Origin of the sequence: Microbacterium ginsengiterrae (genome assembly GCF_014205075.1) — a bacterium.
Lineage (GTDB): Bacteria > Actinomycetota > Actinomycetes > Actinomycetales > Microbacteriaceae > Microbacterium > Microbacterium ginsengiterrae.
In genome coordinates this window covers 782,046-799,738 of sequence record NZ_JACHMU010000001.1, presented here as the reverse complement: position 1 = coordinate 799,738, position 17,693 = coordinate 782,046, and the positions used below count along the sequence as shown (strand labels likewise).

Genomic DNA, 17,693 nt, shown 5'->3' with positions numbered 1-17,693 from the left:
TCCACATGCCGGAAGTCCTGCCATGCGACCGCCTGCTCGACGGAACGGTCCAGGACTGGTGAACGCCGCACCGCTGGTCTGCGTCATGGGGGTGTCGGCCGTGGGGAAGTCCACGGTCGGCATCGCCCTCTCCGACGCGCTGGGTGTGCCGTTCGTCGATGCCGACAGCCTCCACTCCGAGGCCAACCGCAGCAAGATGAACGCGGGGATCCCGCTCGTCGACGATGACCGCTGGCCGTGGCTCGACGCGGTCGGCGCGGGGTTCGCCGCTGCTGCCGACACCGGGCTCGTCATGGCGTGCAGTGCGCTGCGGCGGGCGTACCGGGACCGCATCCGCGCTGCGGCACCCGACGTCGTCTTCGCACACCTGCACGGGCCGAGGGAGCTTCTGCTCGCCCGCGCCACGGCGCGCGTCGATCACTTCATGCCGCCGTCCCTGCTGGATTCCCAGCTCGACACCCTCGAGCCGCTGGGCGCCGATGAGACGGGCTTCGTGGTCACCGTGGATCGCACGCCGGACGTGCTCGTCGCGGAGATCGCCGAGCGGCTGGCCGCCCCGCAGGACTGAGCGCCCGGCTCAGAGCAGGGCGAGGGTGCTGTCGTAGGCGTCCACGGTGACATCAGGGCCGCTGCCGCCGAACACCCGCGCCGTGCCGGGCGTCGTGGACCATGCAGGCCACCCCGGTTCCCCTGAGGTGACCATCGCGACCGCTGCCGCATGCATCTGATCCGCCAGCGTCTGCGGCGGGTGGGGGCCGGCGAGGTTCGCGACCTTGTCCCGGTCGAGCCCGTCGAACCAGAAGGGCACATCGAGGCAGTGGCATGCCCACTTCTTCACCGGGGACACCCATGAGAACGCGTATGCCCACGTGTCCGCTCCGTCGCCGCGCCGTGCCTCGGCGACCCGGGGAACCAGCACACGGAAGACCTTGTCGCTGACATAGCGCCCCGCCGTGGCGACGCTGCCCTTGGCGCGCTGCGCCTTGTTCGCCCTCAGCCAGGCGCGTCGGACGCCACGGTCCCGGAGGAAGGGCCACAGCAGGAGCCCGGCCGGAACCCACCAGAACTTCGAGGCGTCGTCGTCGGCGACCATCGTGAACTCGTCATCCGTCGCTCCCAGCAGCAACGGCTTGTCGGCCCCGATGCCGCGGGCGAGCGAGTCGACGGTGGGGCGTTCGATGAGCTCGCCGTCGATGACCGGTCCCCAGGGGAGGCCGACGGTGAGGACGTCCTGCAGGAATCCGATGCCCTTGCGAGGCGTCGCCGCCTGTGGCTGCAGCTGTCGGATGCGCTTCTCGGTGAGCGAGCGGTACCCCTCGACGTCGGCGGAGACGCCTCCGAGGGCCGCGAGTCGCTCGGCCCTCTCGCGGGCGGTCTCTCGGGGCACGTCGCCGAGGGCGGCGGAGATCGCGATCGCCTGGTGGAACAGGTGCTGCACCGACGGCATCCCGAGCAGGGTGAGCACCGCCCCGCCGCCGGCGGACTGTCCGCCGATCGTGACACGTGACGGGTCGCCGCCGAAGGCGGCGATGTTCTGCTGCACCCACTCGAGGGCCGCGATCCAGTCGCGCACGCCGCGGTTCGTCGGCGCGCCGGCGATCTCCCCGAACCCGTCGAACCCGAGTCGGTACGAGATCGACACCGTCACGACGCCGTCCCGGTTGAACCGCGCCCCGTCGTACCAGTGACTCGCGGGGGACCCCTCGGTGAAGCCGCCGCCGTGGATCCAGACGAGCACCGGCCGCGACCCGTCGGGGTCGGGCGTGAACACGTTGACGTTCAGCGTGCTCTTGCCGGGGACGGCCGGCTCCGGGATCAGGTTGTCGTCACCGGAGATGCGCAGCGGCGTCGCGCCGTACTGCGTGGCGTCGAGCGGCTCGGTCCACGGTTCAGGGGGCACGGGTGCGGCGAATCGACGCTGTCCCGTCGGCGGCTTCGCGAAGGGGATGCCGAGGAACGCCGCTGAGACGTCCGGCGTGCCCGCGTCGCGCCAGAAGCCGCGCACGGGGCCGGAGGCGGTGGTGACGACGGGGGAATCGGTCATGGGCGGACCGTCATTCCGCGTTGCGGCGGGCTTCCCAGCCGGTCCGCACCATCTCGTCGACCGTGTAGCGCATCTTCCAGTCCAGGTCGCGCGCGGCGAGTTCTCCGGTGGCGACGATGCGGTCGGGATCTCCCGGTCGGCGGGGGCCGATCTCGGGGGTGAAGTCGATCCCGGTGACGCGAACCATGGCGTCCATGATCTGCTTCACGGAGAGGCCGTCGCCGGAGCCGAGGTTGTACGCCGGCTCGATGCTCTGCCCGCCGGCGAGACGCTGCGCCGCGGCGACATGCGCTGCGGCGATGTCGCCGACGTGCACGTAGTCGCGGACGTTCGTGCCATCGGGGGTGTCGTAGTCGTCGCCGAAGATGCGCGGCGTGCGGCCGGCGAGCAGCGCCTCGAACACGATCGGGAAGAGGTTGTGCGGGCTGACGTCGTAGACGGTGGGGTCCGCCGAACCGACGACGTTGAAGTAGCGCAGCGAGGTGTGGCGGAGAGGATGCTCCGAATCCGCCGTCGCGATCGCCTGGTCGCGCAGCATCCACTCGCCGATGAGCTTCGATTCGCCGTAGGGGCTCGCCGGTCGCTTGGGGGTGTCCTCGACGACGAGCGGCTCATCCGGCGTGCCGAAGACCGCGGCCGATGACGAGAACACGATGTTGTGGACGCCCGCCGCTTCCATGGCCTCGAGGATCACCCTGGTGCCCTCGACGTTCTGCGCATAGGTGTGCAGCGGCCGCTGCACCGAGACGCCGGCGTACTTGAATCCGGCGACGTGGATGACCCCGTTCGCGTCGTGCTCACGCAGGGCGCGCTCGACGAGCTCCCGATCCAGGATGCTGCCCTGCACGAACGGCACGCCCTCGGGGACGAACGACAGGGCGCCGCTGGAGAGATCGTCCAGGACGACCGGGCTCAGCCCGGCATCCGCGAGTGCACGGACGACGTGCGCCCCGATGTAGCCGGCGCCGCCGGTGACGATCCAGGACATGTGGTTCCTCTCGCTCACAAGGGTTCCATCCTCGCATCCCCTCTCACATGTCGCGGCGCGCTCCGGCCGACGGTGTGACCTCGAAGATGTGCGGTGCGGTGAAGCCCGACTGCGCGAACGCGGCCGTCACGGCATCCGACACGGCAGGAACGGCCGCGTGCGCGACCAGCGCGATCGCGGCGCCGCCGAATCCTCCGCCGGTCATGCGGGCGCCGATCGCCCCGGCATCCAGCGCCGTCTGCACCGCCGTGTCCAGCTCGGGGACGGAGATCTCGAAGTCGTCCCGCATCGATGCGTGCGAGGCGGTGAGGAGGTCACCGACCGCCTCGAGCGAGCTCGCGTGCACGGCCGCCACGGTGTCGAGCACACGCTGATTCTCGGTGACGACGTGGCGCACTCGGCGGAAGGTCACATCGTTCATGAGAGCGGACGCACGGCCGAGATCGCCGACGGAGACGTCGCGGAGCGCCGCGACCCCCATGAGACGCGCTCCCTCTTCGCACGACGCGCGTCGTTCGCGGTACCCGCCGCTCGAGTGCGCGTGGGTCACGCGGGTGTCGATGACGAGGATGGCGAGACCGGCATCGGCCATGCCGAGCGGGACGGCCCGCGCCTCGAGCGTGCGGCAGTCCAGGAAGAGCGCGGAGTCGGTCTCGCCGAGCATCGACGCCATCTGGTCCATGATGCCCGTCGGTGCGCCGACCGCCTCGTTCTCGGCGCGACGACCGATTCCGGCGAGCGCGGTGCCGTCCAGAGCCGCGCCCCAGAGGTCGTTCAGCGCGGATGCCGTCGCCCCCTCGATCGCCGCGGAGGAGGACAGGCCGGCGCCGACGGGGACGTCGGAGGAGATCGCGATGTCCACCCCTGTGGCCGCGGCGCCCGCGAGGTGCAGGGCCCAGGCGACCCCGATCGGGTAGGCGGCCCACTCGTCCGACGCCGCCCACGGGGTCGAGGCGGGGAAGAGGCCGGGGAGGTCGGCGACGGCGACCTCGACCGGCCGATCCGCGAACGTCGACGCGACGCGGATGCGGCCGTCATCGCGTCGCGCGACCGCGGCGTACGTGCGGTGCGGGATCGCGAAGGGCAGCACGTACCCGTCGTTGTAGTCGGTGTGCTCACCGATGAGGTTCACGCGCCCCGGCGCGGACCACACGCCCTCCGGTGCGCGGCCGGTCAGGTCGCGCAGCAGCGCGACGGCCGCATCCTCCGGCCGTCCGGACGCGTCGCCGTTCACTGTGTCACCGCCTCGGTGCGTGCGATGGCCTCTCGGAGCCGCTCGGCCCCCTGCTCGGGGGTGACCTCGGCCGCCCACGCCCACATGGCGGCCTCGGAGCCGGCCAGGAACTTGAGCTTGTCCGCTCCTCGGCGCGGGCTCGTCAGCTGCAGGTGCAGGCGCGCGGTGTCGCGCCCGATGTTCACCGGTGCCTGATGCCAGGCGGCGATGTACGGCGTCGGGGTGTCGTACATCGCATCCACGCCTCGGAGCAGCGTGAGGTACAGCGGGGCGAGCTCATCGCGCTCGGCCGCGGTCGTCTCGGCGAGGTCGGGCACGTGCCGATGCGGCATGAGGTGCACCTCGAGGGGCCAGCGTGCGGCGAAGGGGACGAACGCGGTCCAGTGCTCTCCTTGCAGCACGACGCGCTCGGACGTCTGCTCGTGGTCGAGGATGCGCTGGAAGAGGTCAGGGGCGGTGCGGTCGATGCTCTCCAGCGTGCGGGCCGTGCGCGGAGTGACGTACGGGTAGGCGTAGATCTGACCGTGCGGGTGGGGGAGCGTGACGCCGATCGCCTCACCGCGGTTCTCGAACGGGAACACCTGCTGGATGCCGGGGAGCTGCGACAGCGCGGCGGTGCGGTCGGCCAGGGCCTCGATCACGGTGCGGGCGCGGGTGACGGACTGGGTGCCGAAGGAGCCGGAGTGGTCGGGGCTGAAGCAGACGACCTCGCAGCGGCCGACCGCCGTGCGGGTGCGTCCGAGCCCGAGTGCGTCGAGGTCGTCCAGGCCACGCGGGCGGTTTGATGCGGCCGGTGCTCCGCCGGTGGCCTCGGTGAGTGCGGGGCCGAATGCGGGGGAGCGGTTCTCGAACACGGCGACGTCGTAGTTCGACGGGACCTCGGAGGGGTTGCCCGGCGTCTGCGGGGCGAGTGGATCGGCATCCGCGCCGGGCATCATGACGCGGTTCTGTCGGTTCGCGGCGACCGTGATCCAGTCACCGGTGAGCACATCGAGGCGCATGCTCGCGGTGTCGGGGCGCGGCCCGAGGGTGCGGGCGTCGACGGAGCGCTCGGGGCCGAGGGTGGTGCCCGGGTCGTCGTAGTAGATGAGGTCGCGCCCGTCGGCGAGAGTCGTGGCGCGCTTGACGACGCCGCCACCGAGTTCCGTCGTGCGCAACTCCGGAGAATGGTGCGTGTTCACGTCAACACGGTACCTGCGGCGCGATGATAACGTCAACACACCGGAGTTGTGACCGACGGAGAGGAACAGCCGATGACCGACGAACCGTTCGACGAGCTGCTCCGCTCCGAGCACCGTCGAGGATCCCGCCGCCCACCCACCGGACGGGTGTCGATGGCGATGGTCGCCAGTCGTGCCGGTGTTTCCGGCCAGACGGTGTCGCGCGTGGTGAACGCGAGCCCCCGCGTCGACCCCGCGACGCGCGCGCGTGTCGAACAGGCCATGGCCGAGCTCGGCTATCGCCCGCATCCTGCGGCCCGCGCGCTCCGGACCGGCCGTTCGCAGACACTCGGCCTCGTCGCCACGACTCTGGCGACCGTCGGCAACTCCCGGATGCTGCAGGCGACGGCGGAGGCCGCGGAACGACGGGGATACGCCCTCATGGTCGTCACCGCCGTCGGCGACATCGCAGAGGCCTTCGCGCGGTTGCAGGACCAGGGTGTGGACGGTGCCGTCGTACTCAACGAGGCATCGGCGCTCACCCGTGCCGCGGACCTGCCCGACGGTCTCCGGCTCGTCGTCGTCGACGCCCCGGCCGCGCACGGCTTCACGGCCGTGAGCAGCGATCACGCGGGCGGTGCCGCGGAGGCGACCCGCCATCTCCTCGCCCTCGGTCACGACACCGTGCACCACGTCGCGGGCCCGGGCGACTCGTTCGCCGCGTCCGAGCGGGAGCGCGGATGGCGAGAGGCTCTGCAGGATGCCGGCGCCCCGGTTCCCGAGCTCGTCCGGGGGGACTGGTCGGCGGACTCCGGGCACGCGGCGGCGGCGTCGCTCGCAGACGCGACGGCGGTCTTCAGCGCCAATGACCAGATGGCGCTCGGTCTGATCCGGGCTCTGACGGAGCAGGGGCGGCGAGTCCCGCAGGAGGTGAGCGTGATCGGGTTCGACGACGTGCCGGATGCCGCGAACTATCAGCCCCCGCTCACCACGATCCGACAGGACTTCACCGCGCTCGCCGAAGCGGCGGTGACGGCGCTGACCGCGGACGGCGGAGCGGCGCGGACACCGGAACGCGTCGTGATCGCGACGCGGCTCGTCGACAGGTCGAGCACGCGGTAGGTCACGCACATCGAGCACCCGGCGGGTCGATGCAGCGTGTGCCGGCGAGCGATGTTGCTACGGTGTCGGTGTCAGGCGATCGTGCCCGAGAATGCTCGCGGCAGGATTCGCGCCCGCGCGCACGGACGGAGAGGTCGTCGTCGATGCCCCAGGAGATCGCTCGTCTCAGCCCCGAGGACCACGCGCCGAGCGTCGCCCCCGGCTGGGAGCGCGCCGCATGAAGGTCGTCATCGCTCCCGACAGCTTCAAGGGGTCCATCACCGCGACGGACGCCGCCACGGCGATCGCCGAGGGCTGGGCGAGCGTCGACCCCGCGGCCGAGATCGTGCGGCGTCCCATGGCCGACGGCGGTGAGGGCACGGTCGACGCGTTCGCCGCTGCGGTCGCCGACGCGAAGCGGATGCCGATCACGGTGGACGGGCCGGCGGGAGCGTCGGTGCGGACCTCATGGTTGCTGCTCCCGCCGACCGAGGATGCCCCCGCCGGTACGGCCGTCATCGATCTCGCCTCGACGTCCGGGATCGAACTCATGGATCGGCTCCGGCCGTGGGAAGCCGACACGACCGGATTCGGACAGGCGATCGCCGCGGCGCTCGAGCACGGGGTCTCCCGTCTCGTGCTGGGGATCGGATCGAGCGCATCGACCGATGGCGGCACCGGACTGCTGCGCGCCCTCGGAGCGCGGTTCCTCGACGACGGCGGCGCGCCGGTCGCGGCCGGTGCGCGCGGTGTCCTCGCGATCGCCTCGGTCGACATGAGCGGCCTGCGGCCCCCGCCGGAGACGTTCGTGCTCACCGACGTGACGAACCCGCTGACCGGTCCGCGGGGCACGGCCGCGGTGTTCGGGCCGCAGAAGGGGCTGACAGAGCCCTCCGACATCGAGAGCGTCGACGACGCACTGCTCCGGCTCGCCGACCTGCTCGGGCTGGACGCGCAGCATCCCGGCACAGGAGCCGCCGGCGGTGTCGGCGGAGCCCTCGTCGCCTGGGGTGCCCGACTCACCCCCGGGGCGCAGGAGGTCGCCGAGCTCCTCGACCTCGCGGCGACGATCGAGGGCGCGGACGTCGTGGTGACCGGTGAGGGATCGTACGACGGCCAATCCGGAGACGGGAAGGTGCCGTCGTTCGTGGCCGGTCTCGCCGCCTCGGCCGGAGCCCGTGCGGCTCTGGTGGCTGGGCGGATCACCGCGGATGCGGACATCGGCCTCTTCGCGGGTGTGGCGTCGCTGACGGAGATCGCCGGTTCGGCGGAGGCCGCACTGGCGGAGCCGGCGCGTCATCTCCGGCAGGCGGGGGCCGCGCTCGCTCGGTCGTTGTCGGACTGATCGTCGGCGTCGCGGCGTGCGTCCGGGTACGCCGCGGATGCGCTGGGATAGCGTGGGACCGTCCCCACGCCCTCGATGAGGAGGCCGAACATCCGCCCGTCCGCCGTACTGATGATGTCGCCGGCGTCGCTCGCCGACGAACTGTTCACCGCTGCCATGCGCGAGGAGTTGCGCGCGCTCGCCGCCCTCGACGACGAGGTGATCACCGACCTCGGCGACGAACGAGGGCGTCGGGCCCTCCGCGGCGCCGACATCGTCATCGCCGGGTGGGGCGCACCGCGCATCGCACCGGCGGATGCGCCGGGTCTGCGCGCGCTCGTCTACCTCGGTGGTGTCGCCGCCCTGTGTCTGGAGGACGTCGGAGGATGGATCGACCGCGGTCTGGCGCTCGCGAACGCGCGCCGCGTGAACGCGTTCCCGGTCGCCGAGTACGCCCTGGCCATGATCCTTCTCGACGGCAAGGATGCCTTCGCCCTCTCGCGTTCCGGCAGGGGGAACCCGCAGACACCGCACGCGCACCCCGGCAACCTCCGCCGAAAGGTGGGCATCGTCGGCCTCTCGCAGACCGCCAGGGCGCTCATCGCTCTCCTGCGCCCCCACGAGCTCGACGTGCGCGTGTACAGCCCGGAGCTGACCCCGGAGGCGGCCGAGGAGCTCGGCGTGCGGGCGTGCACCCTCGAGGAAGTGATGGCGGGCAGTGACATCGTCTCGCTGCACCAGCCGTTGACGGCGGACACGCGCGGTCAGATCGACGGCGACCTGCTCGCGCTGATGCGCGACGGAGCGACGCTGCTCAACACCGCTCGTGGGGGCGTCGTCGATCAGGACACGCTGCTCGCCCGGCTGCGCGAGGGGCGCATCCGGGCGATCCTCGATGTGACCGAACCGGAGCCGCTTCCCGCCGATCATCCACTCCGCACGCTGCCGAACGTCGTCCTCACGCCGCACATCGCCGGTTCCCTGGGAACCGAGCTGCACCGCATGGGTCGCCACGCGGTCGATGAGGTTCGCCGGTTCGTCGAGGGCAAGCCCTTCCGCGACCAGGAGGTGCTCGCATGAACGCCGGAGCGTCCACCCGGACCGCGCTCGTCGTCCGAGGCGGCTGGAAGGGGCACGATCCGGTAGGGACGACGGAGCGATTCATCCCCGCACTGCGCTCCGCCGGATTCATCGTGTCCGTCGTCGAGGACCTCACCGTCTACGACGATGCGGAACGCATCGCTGCGATCGATCTCATCGTGCACTGCTGGTCGATGGGGTCTCTGACGGCGCCGCAGGAGGCGAACCTCGTCGCCGCCGTGCGTGCGGGCACGGGGTTCGCCGGGTGGCACGGCGGTGTCATCGGTACGAACGTCGCGAATCCTGCCTACCTCCGCATGGTCGGTGCCCGGTTCCTGCATCACCCGGATGGATCCGTCGACCACACCATCCGGATCGACCCTGCGCCGACAGCGGATGCCGAGATCACGGCGGGTCTGCAGGACTTCCGCGTGTGCACCGAGCAGTACTGGATCCTCTCGGACAGCCACAGCATCGAGCTGGCGCACTCGGTGTTCGAGCCCGCACCCGAGTCCGAGTGGGCGGAGCCGGTGCGGATGCCGGTGACCTGGACGCGGCGATGGGGCGCAGGGCGCGTGTTCGTGTGCACCCTCGGACATCAGGTGTCCGACTTCGACGTGCCGGAGACGGCGGAGATGATCCGCCGAGGGCTCCTGTGGGCCGCCCGACCCCGCTCCTGACGCCGCCCGATCAGGCCTCGAGGGCGGCCGTCACGACGGCGCGGGCCTCTTCCTGCACCTCGGCGAGGTGGTCGGGGCCCTTGAGGCTCTCGGCGTACAGCTTGTAGACGTCCTCGGTACCGGAGGGGCGCGCGGCGAACCACGCGTGCTCCGTCTGGACCTTGAGGCCGCCGATGGCTGCGCCGTTGCCCGGCGCGTGCGAGAGGCGGGCGGTGATCTCTTCGCCGGCGATCGACGTCGCCGTGACCGCATCGGGCGACAGCCGCGACAGCGTCGCCTTCTGCTCGGGGGTCGCCGGTGCATCGACGCGCTGGTAGGCCGAGGAGCCGAAGGCCTGCTCGAGCTCCGCGTAGCGCTCCGACGGCGACTTGCCCGTCACGGCGATGATCTCCGCGGCGAGCAGGCAGAGCAGGATGCCGTCCTTGTCCGTGGACCAGACGCTGCCGTCGCGGCGGAGGAACGACGCACCGGCGGACTCCTCGCCGCCGAAGGCGACGGAGCCGTCGAGCAGCCCGGGTACGAACCACTTGAAGCCGACGGGAACCTCCAACAGGCGCCGCCCGAGCGACTCGGCGACCCGGTCGATGATCATCGACGACACGAGCGTCTTGCCGATCGCGGCATCCCGCGGCCAGTCGGCGCGGTGCGAGAAGAGGTAGTCGATCGCCACGGCGAGGTAGTGGTTGGGGTTCATGAGGCCGGCGTCCGGGGTGACGATGCCGTGCCGGTCGGCGTCGGCATCGTTCCCGGTGAGGACGTCGAAGTCGCCGCGCTTGGCGACGAGCGATGCCATGGCGTTGGGGGAGGACGGGTCCATCCGGATCTTCTCGTCCCAGTCCAGGGTCATGAAGCGCCATGTCGGGTCGACCTCGGGGTTGACGACGGTGAGGTCGAGGCCATGCATCTCCTTGATGAGCTGCCAGTACTCCACCGAGGCCCCGCCGAGCGGATCGGCGCCGATGCGCACGCCCGCGCTCCTGATCGCGTCGATGTCGATGATCGAGAGGAGATCGCGCACGTAGGCGTCGCGGAAGTCGTAACTCGGCAGCGCGTCCCAGTCGATGTCGGCGAAGCTCTCACGGCGGACGTCGGCGAGCCCGCCCTCGATGAGTTCGTTCGCCCGCGCGGCGATCCAGCCGGTGGCGTCGGTGTCGGCCGGCCCGCCGTGCGGGGGGTTGTACTTGAACCCGCCGTCACGGGGCGGGTTGTGCGAGGGGGTCACCACGATGCCGTCCGCGCGCTCCGGCGCATCGGGCGCGAGCTCGCGGTTGTAGGTCAGGATCGCGTGGCTGAGGGCTGGCGTCGGCACCCAGGAGTCGCGGGAGTCGACGCGGATGTCGACGCCGTTGGAGACGAGGACCTCGATCGCGCTGCGCTCGGCGGGGAGCGAGAGCGCGTGGGTGTCGCGTCCGAGGAACAGCGGCCCGGTGATGCCCTGGGCGCGGCGGTAGTCGACGATCGCCTGCGTTGTGGCCAGGATGTGGTTCTCGTTGAAGCTGCCGGAGAGCGAGGAACCGCGGTGGCCGCTCGTGCCGAAGACGACGCGCTGCGCCGGGTCGGCGGGATCGGGGTGTCGATCGTAATAGGCGGCGATGAGTTCGTCGACGTCGATGAGGTCAATGTCCTCGGCAGGGAGGCCGGCGCGGCTGGTCATGGAACCAAGTCTGCCCCGATCCGGCCGCCCGCGCACGCATGGAGGCACAGGGCTAAGGTGAAACGCGTGACTGAACGGCGCACATACAGCTATCTGGGCCCTGCGGGCACCTTCACCGAAGCGGCACTGGATCAGGTGGCGGAGGCGCGAGGCCAGGACTGGCGCCCTGTCCACAACGTCGGCGAGGCGCTGGCCGAGGTCCTGGAGGGACGCAGCCACGCCGCGATGATCGCGATCGAGAACTCCATCGAGGGCGGGGTGTCGACGACGCAGGATGCGCTCGCCACGCTTCCCGGACTCCGGATCATCGGTGAATACCTGGTCAACGTGAACTTCGTGCTCGTCGCTCCGCGGGGGACCTCCCTCGAGGACGTCTCGGTGATCGCGGCGCACCCCGTCGCGTACGCCCAGTGCCACGGCTGGCTCGGCGAGCACCTTCCCGCGCACTCGCACGTGCCGGCGGCCAGCAACGTGGCATCCGCGATCGGCGTGCTCGACGGCTCGCTCCCCGCGCAGGCCGCGATCGCCCCGCCGGGGATCGTCCAGCATCACGACGTCGACGTGCTGGCATCCGAGATCGGTGACAACACCTCGGCGGTCACCCGGTTCGTGCTCGTGACGCGCACGACCATGCCGCCGGAGCCCACCGGTGCGGACAAGACCTCCCTGATCGTGGAACTCCCGCACGATCACCCCGGTGCACTGCTCGACATGCTCGAGCAGTTCTCCACCCGTGGCATCAACCTCTCGCTCATCGAGTCGCGCCCGATCGGCGACGCGCTGGGCCGGTACCGGTTCGTCATCGATGCGGACGGACACATCGCCGACGAGCGGATGGCGGACGCGCTGCTCGGCATCCGCCGGTTCAGCCCGCGGGTGGTGTTCCTGGGGTCCTACCCTCGGGCCGACCGGCGGATCGTGCAGTACCCCGACCGGTACGCCGACGAGGTGTTCGTCGAGGCGCGCGACTGGCTGCGCGCGCTCATCTCCGGTGAACCCGAGGTCTGAGACCCGCGCGACGATGATCGAACCCGGCGTACGGTCGGGTCGTCAGTGCTGGGCGTATCGCGGCCAGGAGCTCCCCGGTGGCATGTGCGAGTGCAGGGCGCCCTTGGCGACCTCGAGGCTCGGGTAGCGGCCCGTCTCGGCATCCGCTCCGGCCATCACGACGACGTAGTCGTCCTCATCGTGGCGGATGCTGCCCACCACGCCATTCGTCCCGTGCGCGACCCAGAGACCGCGCGTACGCGTGCTGCTCACCACTGAACTCCTCTCGATGCCGCCGATGGCACTCCGATGAGCCCGACCGTACTCGCCCCCGACGGATTCGGCCACCCTCGGGGACGGGACGGTCACATCGCGGCGGCGATGAGCTCGAGCGTCTGGGCTCGGCCGGTCGCGGCATCCATCGCCTCGGCGGCGTATGCGCCGGCGACAGGGGAGATCATGACCTCGTCCACGCCGTGCTTGGCGGCGAACTCTCGCAGTTCTGCCGCGACCGAGTCGCCTGTTCCGACGACCCACCGCGAGCGCGCCTCGGCGACGATCTGCTCCGTCGCGGGGTCGCGCTCCGCGCCCGACGCCTCCTCGACGGTCTCGAGCGCGATGAGCGGCTTGTTCAACCGGAGTCGCGACATCATCCGCAGCTGGGGGAGGGCGCGCGCCTCCGCCTCTTCCTGCGTGGGGGAGGCGACGGCATTGATCGTGAGGAACGTGCGCGGCTCCGGGTAGGCCTCGCTCGGCTGGAATCCGGAGCGGTAGAGGTCCAGGGCGCGCTCGAGCCCGTGGCCGGAGAAGTGGTTGGCGAACACGTAGGGCAGGCCCTGGGATGCGGCGAGCTGCGCGGAGTAGTCGCTCGATCCGAGCAGCCACACCTCCGGAGTGCTCACGGCGGACGGCGTCGCGCGGACGACGTACTCGCCGCCGGAGGTGAAGCGCACGGTGGCGCCCTCCCCGCCGAGGAGCAGTGAGATGTCCTGCACGTGACGGGGGAACTGCTCGACGTCGCTCGTCGTGCCGGATCCCCGGAGCAACTGGGTGATCACGGGGTCGCTGCCCGGTGCGCGACCGAGCCCGAGGTCGATGCGGCCGGGCGCGATGGCCTCGAGCGCGGCGAACTGCTCGGCGACGATCAGCGGGGCGTGGTTGGGGAGCATCACACCGCCCGACCCGAGCCGCATCGTCTTCGTCCGCGCGGTGGCGGCGGCGATGAGGACCGGTGGAGTGGTGGATGCCACGGCCGGCATGTTGTGGTGCTCGGCGAACCAGTATCGGCGGTATCCCAGCCGATCCGCGGTCTCGGCGAGTTCGAGGGAGGCCGATACGGCCTGGGGGCTGGTCTGACCGGTGCGCACGGGCACGAGGTCGAGGACGGAGAGCGCGACGTCGTTCATCGAACTCTGCAACCGAGCACGGGTGCGCGGCATTCCCCGTTCCGTCGATCCCGTGCCCGTCGCACCGGCGGTCAGGCTGCGACGGCGACCGTCAGCGTCTGCCCGACGGGGATTCGCTCACGTCGGCGGGGTGGGGCGCGGCGGCCCCACCCCGAACGGCTCAGGCGTTGATGGCCTGAGGCTGCTCGACGGACTCGACGGCGATCTTGCGCGGCTTGGCGCGCTCGCTCACCGGGATGATCACGGAGAGCACGCCGCTCTCGTAGGACGCGCTGATGCCATCGAGATCGACGCCTTCGCCGAGTGTGAACTGCCGGAGGAACGCGCCGGCGCCGCGCTCTCGCGCGAGCCAGCGCACGCCCTCCATGGAGTCGGCCGTGCGCTGCGCGCGGATCGACAGCTGCGTGCCGTCGAGGTCGACATCGATCGAGCCGGGATCGATGCCGGGCAGGTCGGCATGCAGGATGTACCGATCACCGTCGCGGTAGAGATCCACCGGCATCAGCCGCGGTGCGCGAACGGAATCGAGCACGCTCGCGGCGAAGCGGTCGAGCTGACTGAACGGATCGAAGGTGAGTGCCATGTGTTTCTCCTTTCTTGCGGCCCTGGACGGGCTGACGGTGATGCAGATAATCTGCATCGATTGCTGTAGATTTTTTATAGAACACGCGTGATCAGATTTCAAGTCGATCGAAGGATTTTCGTGACGAAGAGAGATTCCCGGACCCCCGTGTACGGCATCGCGGTCGCCGCCCAGCTCGTCGATCTGCCGGAGGCGACGCTGCGACTGTTCGAGAGCAAGGGGCTGCTCACACCGGCGCGCAGCGAAGGGGGGACGCGCCGATACAGCGACGATGACATCGACCGGCTCCGTCGAGCTGCTCGACTGCGCAGCGACGGGATCAACATCGTCGGGATCGCCCGCGTGCTCGAGCTGCAGGATGAGAATCAGAGCCTCCGCGACGCCGCCGACGGACGGTGACCGACCGGCCGGATATACGATTCCGGGATGGAAGCGATGCTCTTCTTCGTTCTCGTCGGCGCGGTCGTGGTGGCGGCGATCGCCCGATGGCGGGGGTGGCCCGCGCCGCTGCTGGTCACCGTCGTCGCGCTCGCCGCGTCGTTCCTGCCGTTCATCCCCGAGATGGAGATCGACGGGCATCTGCTGCTGAACATCGTGCTGCCTCCGCTGCTGTACTCGGCGGCGCTCGACGTCTCCTTCGTGGGATTCAAGCGCAGTCTGCCCCAGATCCGGCGGCTGGGGATCTGGCTGGTCCTGCTCACCGCGGTCGTCGTGGGCCTTGTCGCCTGGCTCATCCTGCCGTCGCTGACCCTGCCGGGTGCCCTGCTGCTCGGGGCGATCGTCGCGCCGCCCGACGCCGTCTCGGCGGCCGCCATCGGTCGGAAGCTCGGCCTGCCTCGGCGCATCATGACGGTGCTTTCCGGCGAGAGCCTCATCAACGACGCGACCTCGCTGACGCTCTACCGCGTGTTCGCTGCCGTCGTCGCGGGGGCGACGATCACCGTGTGGGACGGGGTCTGGCAGTTCGTGGTCGCGGTCGTGGTGGGCGTCGTGATCGGCCTCGTGTTCGGGCTCGTCCTGCATCAGCTGCGCATGCGCGTCGCCGACCCCGTCGTCATCGGCACCTTCGGGCTTCTCGTGCCGTTCGGCGCGTACGCGATCGCCGAGCATCTGGGCGGTTCCGGTGTGCTGGCCGTCGTCGCCATGGGGCTGTACGTCGGCTTCAATGCGCCGCGCACGGATTACACCACGCGACAGCAGGAGGCTCCGCTCTGGCTCTCGGCGGATCTGCTGCTGGAGAGCTTCGTGTTCGCCTACATCGGTCTGACGTTCCGCCGGGTGCTCAGCGACCTGGGGTCGGAGTCGGTGGAGCACATCCTCCTGCTCTCCGCGGCGGTCCTGGCGGTCGTGCTCGTGGTGCGGCCGGCCTTCATCTACCCCGTCCATGCCTGGGCCCGCGTGCGAGAACGGGCGCGCCTGCAGCGCTGGGAGAGGATGGTCGCATCCGGCCGGTTCGAGGTGCGCCGGTCGCGGCCGGGGCGCCGACCGCTCACGGCGGAGCAGATGCGCCGCCGGCTGACGGAACCGGCGCTGGTCTGGAAGGACAACGCGGTCATCTCCTGGGCGGGCATGCGCGGGGTGGTCACCCTGGCGACGGCGCTCGCCGCCTCGGATCTCGCCGCACTGGATTCGCAGTCCTCGCATGCGATCGTCGTCGTCGCCTTCATCGTCACCGTCGCGACCCTCCTGCTCCAGGGGCTCACCCTTCCGCTGCTCATCCGCGGTCTCGGCGTCGCCGCGGACGTCGACGAGAAGGAGGACGCGAAGGCGATCGCGTCGGTGCGGGCGCGAAGCCGCGAGGCCGGCGCGGCGTTCCTCTCCGAGCAGCGCGAGCTCTGGGCCGCGAAGTACGGCGAATCCGAGCTGAAGGCGTTCGACACGTTCCGGCAGCGGATGATGAGGGTCGAGAACGACACCGACCGTGCGCAGGAGGTCGAGGACTCGGTGCCGCGGCCCTCGTACGACGACCTCGTCGCACTGTCACGAGGGTGGTTGCACGTGCGCCGGGAGGTGCTGCTCGCCGAGCGCGACGCGGACAACCTCGACGAGGAGCTGATGCGTGAGCTCCTGGCCGCGATCGACGCGGAAGAGCTCGCGCTGGACACCCGGGGGGCCACGCGGCCGCAGTCGAGGGCATAGCGCCGACGGCGCGGGCGCTACACGTGCTGTCGTGCGGCCAGGGCCAACAGCCCGGCGGGGGAGAGTGCGTGATCGGCCGCCAGCGCCGTCGCACCCATCAGGCCCGCCCGCTCGCCTGAGCGGGCGGTGCGGATCTCCAGTCCCACCGTGGCGAGCGGCATGGCCCGGCGGTAGACGACCTCGCGCACGCCGGCGATGAGGTGTTCGCCGGCCCCGGCCATTCGTCCTCCGATCGCGATGACTGAGGGGTTGAGGAAGCTGATGCTCGCAGAGAGCACCTCGCCGAGATCCCGGCCTGCCTGGCGGACGGCCTGGATCGCGTTGACGTCGCCGGCGTCCACTCGCGCGACGACCTCGCGCGACGAGGTCACCTCGATGCCGGCCTCGCGCAGAGAGCGTGCGATCGCGGGGCCGGCGGCGAGCGCCTCGAGGCATCCCTCGTTGCCGCACGAGCAGAACACGCCTTCGCCCCTCGACACCCTCACGTGCCCGATGTCGCCCGCGATGCCCTGTGCGCCGCGCAGCAGCATCCCTCCGGAGATGATGCCGGCGCCGATGCCGGTCGCGACCTTGACGTAGAGGAAGTTGTCGACGCCGACTCCGAACCGGTCGTGCTCCCCGAGCGCGGCGAGATTCACGTCGTTGTCGACGAACGCCGGGATGCCATCGCGCGAATGCAGCCACCCGGGCACGTCGTAGCCGTCCCAGCCCGGCATGATCGGCGGGCGCACGGGGCGCCCGGTGGCCGCGTGGACGGGGCCGGGCAGGCCGACACCGGTCGCGAGGACGACCGATCGGTCGCGCCCGAGACCGTCCAGCAGGTCGTCCGCGACCTCGGTGACCTGGCCGAGAACGTGGTCGGGACCCGCGGCGATGTCGATCGCGATGCGGCGGTGCGCCAGGATCTCCCTGGTGATCGAGGCCACCCCGACGTGCGCGTGACTTGCGCCGATGTCGAACGCCAGCACGAGACGGGCATCGGCGAGCAGCGCGACGCGCTTGGGTGGGCGGCCTCCGGTCGAGGAACCGGGCTCGGCGCGGCTGATGAGACCGAGCGCTGAGAGCATGTCGAGTCGCTGGCTGACCGTCGAGCGGGCGACCCCCGTCGTCGCGGCCAACTCGGACACGGACCATTGGCGACCGTCGCGCAGGAGGCGGATCAGTCCGCTCGGGTCGCTCGACGCGGGTTCAGTCGGCGGCATCATGACGTCAGTCAACCATATTCGCGGCGCACCTGAAGAAGGGTGTCGACGACTTTGCGAACTTATGTTGACGGGCGACAGAAGTCATCCTAGTGTGAGTGGCGGTCAGCG

General features: G+C 70.8%; 17 protein-coding genes. 8 read left to right on the top strand and 9 right to left on the bottom strand.

Going from position 1 to position 17,693, the window contains the following annotated elements; translation table 11 throughout:
- The first annotated feature begins 58 nt into the window (after nt 1-58).
- Entirely contained in the window at nt 59-568 is a 510-nt protein-coding gene (locus tag HD600_RS04025) for a gluconokinase (RefSeq protein WP_338402137.1), read from the top strand.
- Nucleotides 569-577: 9 nt separating this feature from the next.
- On the opposite strand, the gene HD600_RS04020 is transcribed toward HD600_RS04025, so the two are convergent.
- Genes HD600_RS04020 through galT form a run of 4 tightly spaced genes read right to left on the bottom strand, consistent with a single transcriptional unit; the run spans nt 578 to nt 5,447 of the window.
- Complete coding sequence (locus HD600_RS04020) at nt 578-2,044, bottom strand: carboxylesterase/lipase family protein (RefSeq protein WP_184281678.1); 1,467 nt, start codon at nt 2,042-2,044, stop codon at nt 578-580.
- A gap of 10 nt (nt 2,045-2,054) precedes the next feature.
- A complete protein-coding gene (gene galE / locus HD600_RS04015) occupies nt 2,055-3,032 on the bottom strand; it encodes a UDP-glucose 4-epimerase GalE (protein WP_184281676.1) in 978 nt (325 codons plus the stop codon).
- Between the two features lie 43 nt (nt 3,033-3,075).
- Entirely contained in the window at nt 3,076-4,266 is a 1,191-nt protein-coding gene (gene galK / locus HD600_RS04010) for a galactokinase (protein ID WP_184281674.1), read from the bottom strand.
- Complete coding sequence (galT, locus tag HD600_RS04005; RefSeq protein ID WP_338402136.1) at nt 4,263-5,447, bottom strand: galactose-1-phosphate uridylyltransferase; 1,185 nt, start codon at nt 5,445-5,447, stop codon at nt 4,263-4,265. Before galT ends, galK begins: the two co-directional genes overlap by 4 nt.
- 153 nt (nt 5,448-5,600) lie before the next feature.
- On the opposite strand from galT, the gene HD600_RS04000 reads away from it, so the two are divergent.
- From HD600_RS04000 to HD600_RS03985, 4 genes are all read left to right on the top strand, one after another.
- A complete protein-coding gene (locus HD600_RS04000; RefSeq protein ID WP_184284685.1) occupies nt 5,601-6,548 on the top strand; it encodes a LacI family DNA-binding transcriptional regulator in 948 nt (315 codons plus the stop codon).
- Between the two features lie 217 nt (nt 6,549-6,765).
- Nucleotides 6,766-7,872, top strand: coding sequence for a glycerate kinase (locus HD600_RS03995; protein WP_184281672.1), 1,107 nt, complete (start codon nt 6,766-6,768; stop codon nt 7,870-7,872).
- A 75-nt stretch (nt 7,873-7,947) separates the two neighbouring features.
- Nucleotides 7,948-8,931, top strand: a complete 984-nt coding sequence (locus tag HD600_RS03990) for a hydroxyacid dehydrogenase (protein WP_184281670.1) — start codon at nt 7,948-7,950, stop codon at nt 8,929-8,931.
- On the top strand, nt 8,928-9,611 hold the full coding sequence (locus HD600_RS03985; RefSeq protein WP_184281668.1) for a ThuA domain-containing protein: 684 nt from the start codon (nt 8,928-8,930) through the stop codon (nt 9,609-9,611). The genes HD600_RS03990 and HD600_RS03985 overlap by 4 nt, the downstream gene beginning before the upstream one ends.
- Before the next feature lie 10 nt (nt 9,612-9,621).
- Here HD600_RS03985 and pgm read toward each other — a convergent pair whose 3' ends face one another.
- Nucleotides 9,622-11,265, bottom strand: a complete 1,644-nt coding sequence (gene pgm / locus HD600_RS03980; protein WP_184281666.1) for a phosphoglucomutase (alpha-D-glucose-1,6-bisphosphate-dependent) — start codon at nt 11,263-11,265, stop codon at nt 9,622-9,624.
- Between the two features lie 57 nt (nt 11,266-11,322).
- On the opposite strand from pgm, the gene pheA reads away from it, so the two are divergent.
- On the top strand, nt 11,323-12,273 hold the full coding sequence (gene pheA / locus HD600_RS03975; RefSeq protein ID WP_184281664.1) for a prephenate dehydratase: 951 nt from the start codon (nt 11,323-11,325) through the stop codon (nt 12,271-12,273).
- 42 nt (nt 12,274-12,315) lie between these two features.
- Here the strand turns inward: pheA and HD600_RS03970 are convergent, their stop codons facing one another.
- From HD600_RS03970 to HD600_RS03960, 3 genes are all read right to left on the bottom strand, one after another.
- Entirely contained in the window at nt 12,316-12,525 is a 210-nt protein-coding gene (locus HD600_RS03970) for a methyltransferase (RefSeq protein ID WP_144792897.1), read from the bottom strand.
- A gap of 92 nt (nt 12,526-12,617) precedes the next feature.
- Nucleotides 12,618-13,658, bottom strand: a complete 1,041-nt coding sequence (locus HD600_RS03965) for an LLM class flavin-dependent oxidoreductase (protein WP_144792893.1) — start codon at nt 13,656-13,658, stop codon at nt 12,618-12,620.
- A 160-nt stretch (nt 13,659-13,818) separates the two neighbouring features.
- The gene (locus tag HD600_RS03960) at nt 13,819-14,241 is read right to left on the bottom strand and encodes an Hsp20/alpha crystallin family protein (RefSeq protein ID WP_144792890.1); all 423 of its coding nucleotides are present in this window, start codon (nt 14,239-14,241) and stop codon (nt 13,819-13,821) included.
- Between the two features lie 120 nt (nt 14,242-14,361).
- Here HD600_RS03960 and HD600_RS03955 point away from each other — a divergent pair, with 120 nt between their 5' ends.
- Nucleotides 14,362-14,640 carry a MerR family transcriptional regulator gene (locus HD600_RS03955; protein WP_184281662.1) on the top strand — a complete coding sequence of 93 codons (279 nt, stop codon included), beginning with the start codon at nt 14,362-14,364 and terminating at the stop codon, nt 14,638-14,640.
- 27 nt (nt 14,641-14,667) lie between these two features.
- On the top strand, nt 14,668-16,380 hold the full coding sequence (locus HD600_RS03950; protein WP_184281660.1) for a cation:proton antiporter: 1,713 nt from the start codon (nt 14,668-14,670) through the stop codon (nt 16,378-16,380).
- Between the two features lie 17 nt (nt 16,381-16,397).
- Here the strand turns inward: HD600_RS03950 and HD600_RS03945 are convergent, their stop codons facing one another.
- The gene (locus HD600_RS03945) at nt 16,398-17,585 is read right to left on the bottom strand and encodes an ROK family transcriptional regulator (protein ID WP_184281658.1); all 1,188 of its coding nucleotides are present in this window, start codon (nt 17,583-17,585) and stop codon (nt 16,398-16,400) included.
- Nucleotides 17,586-17,693: the final 108 nt, after the last annotated feature.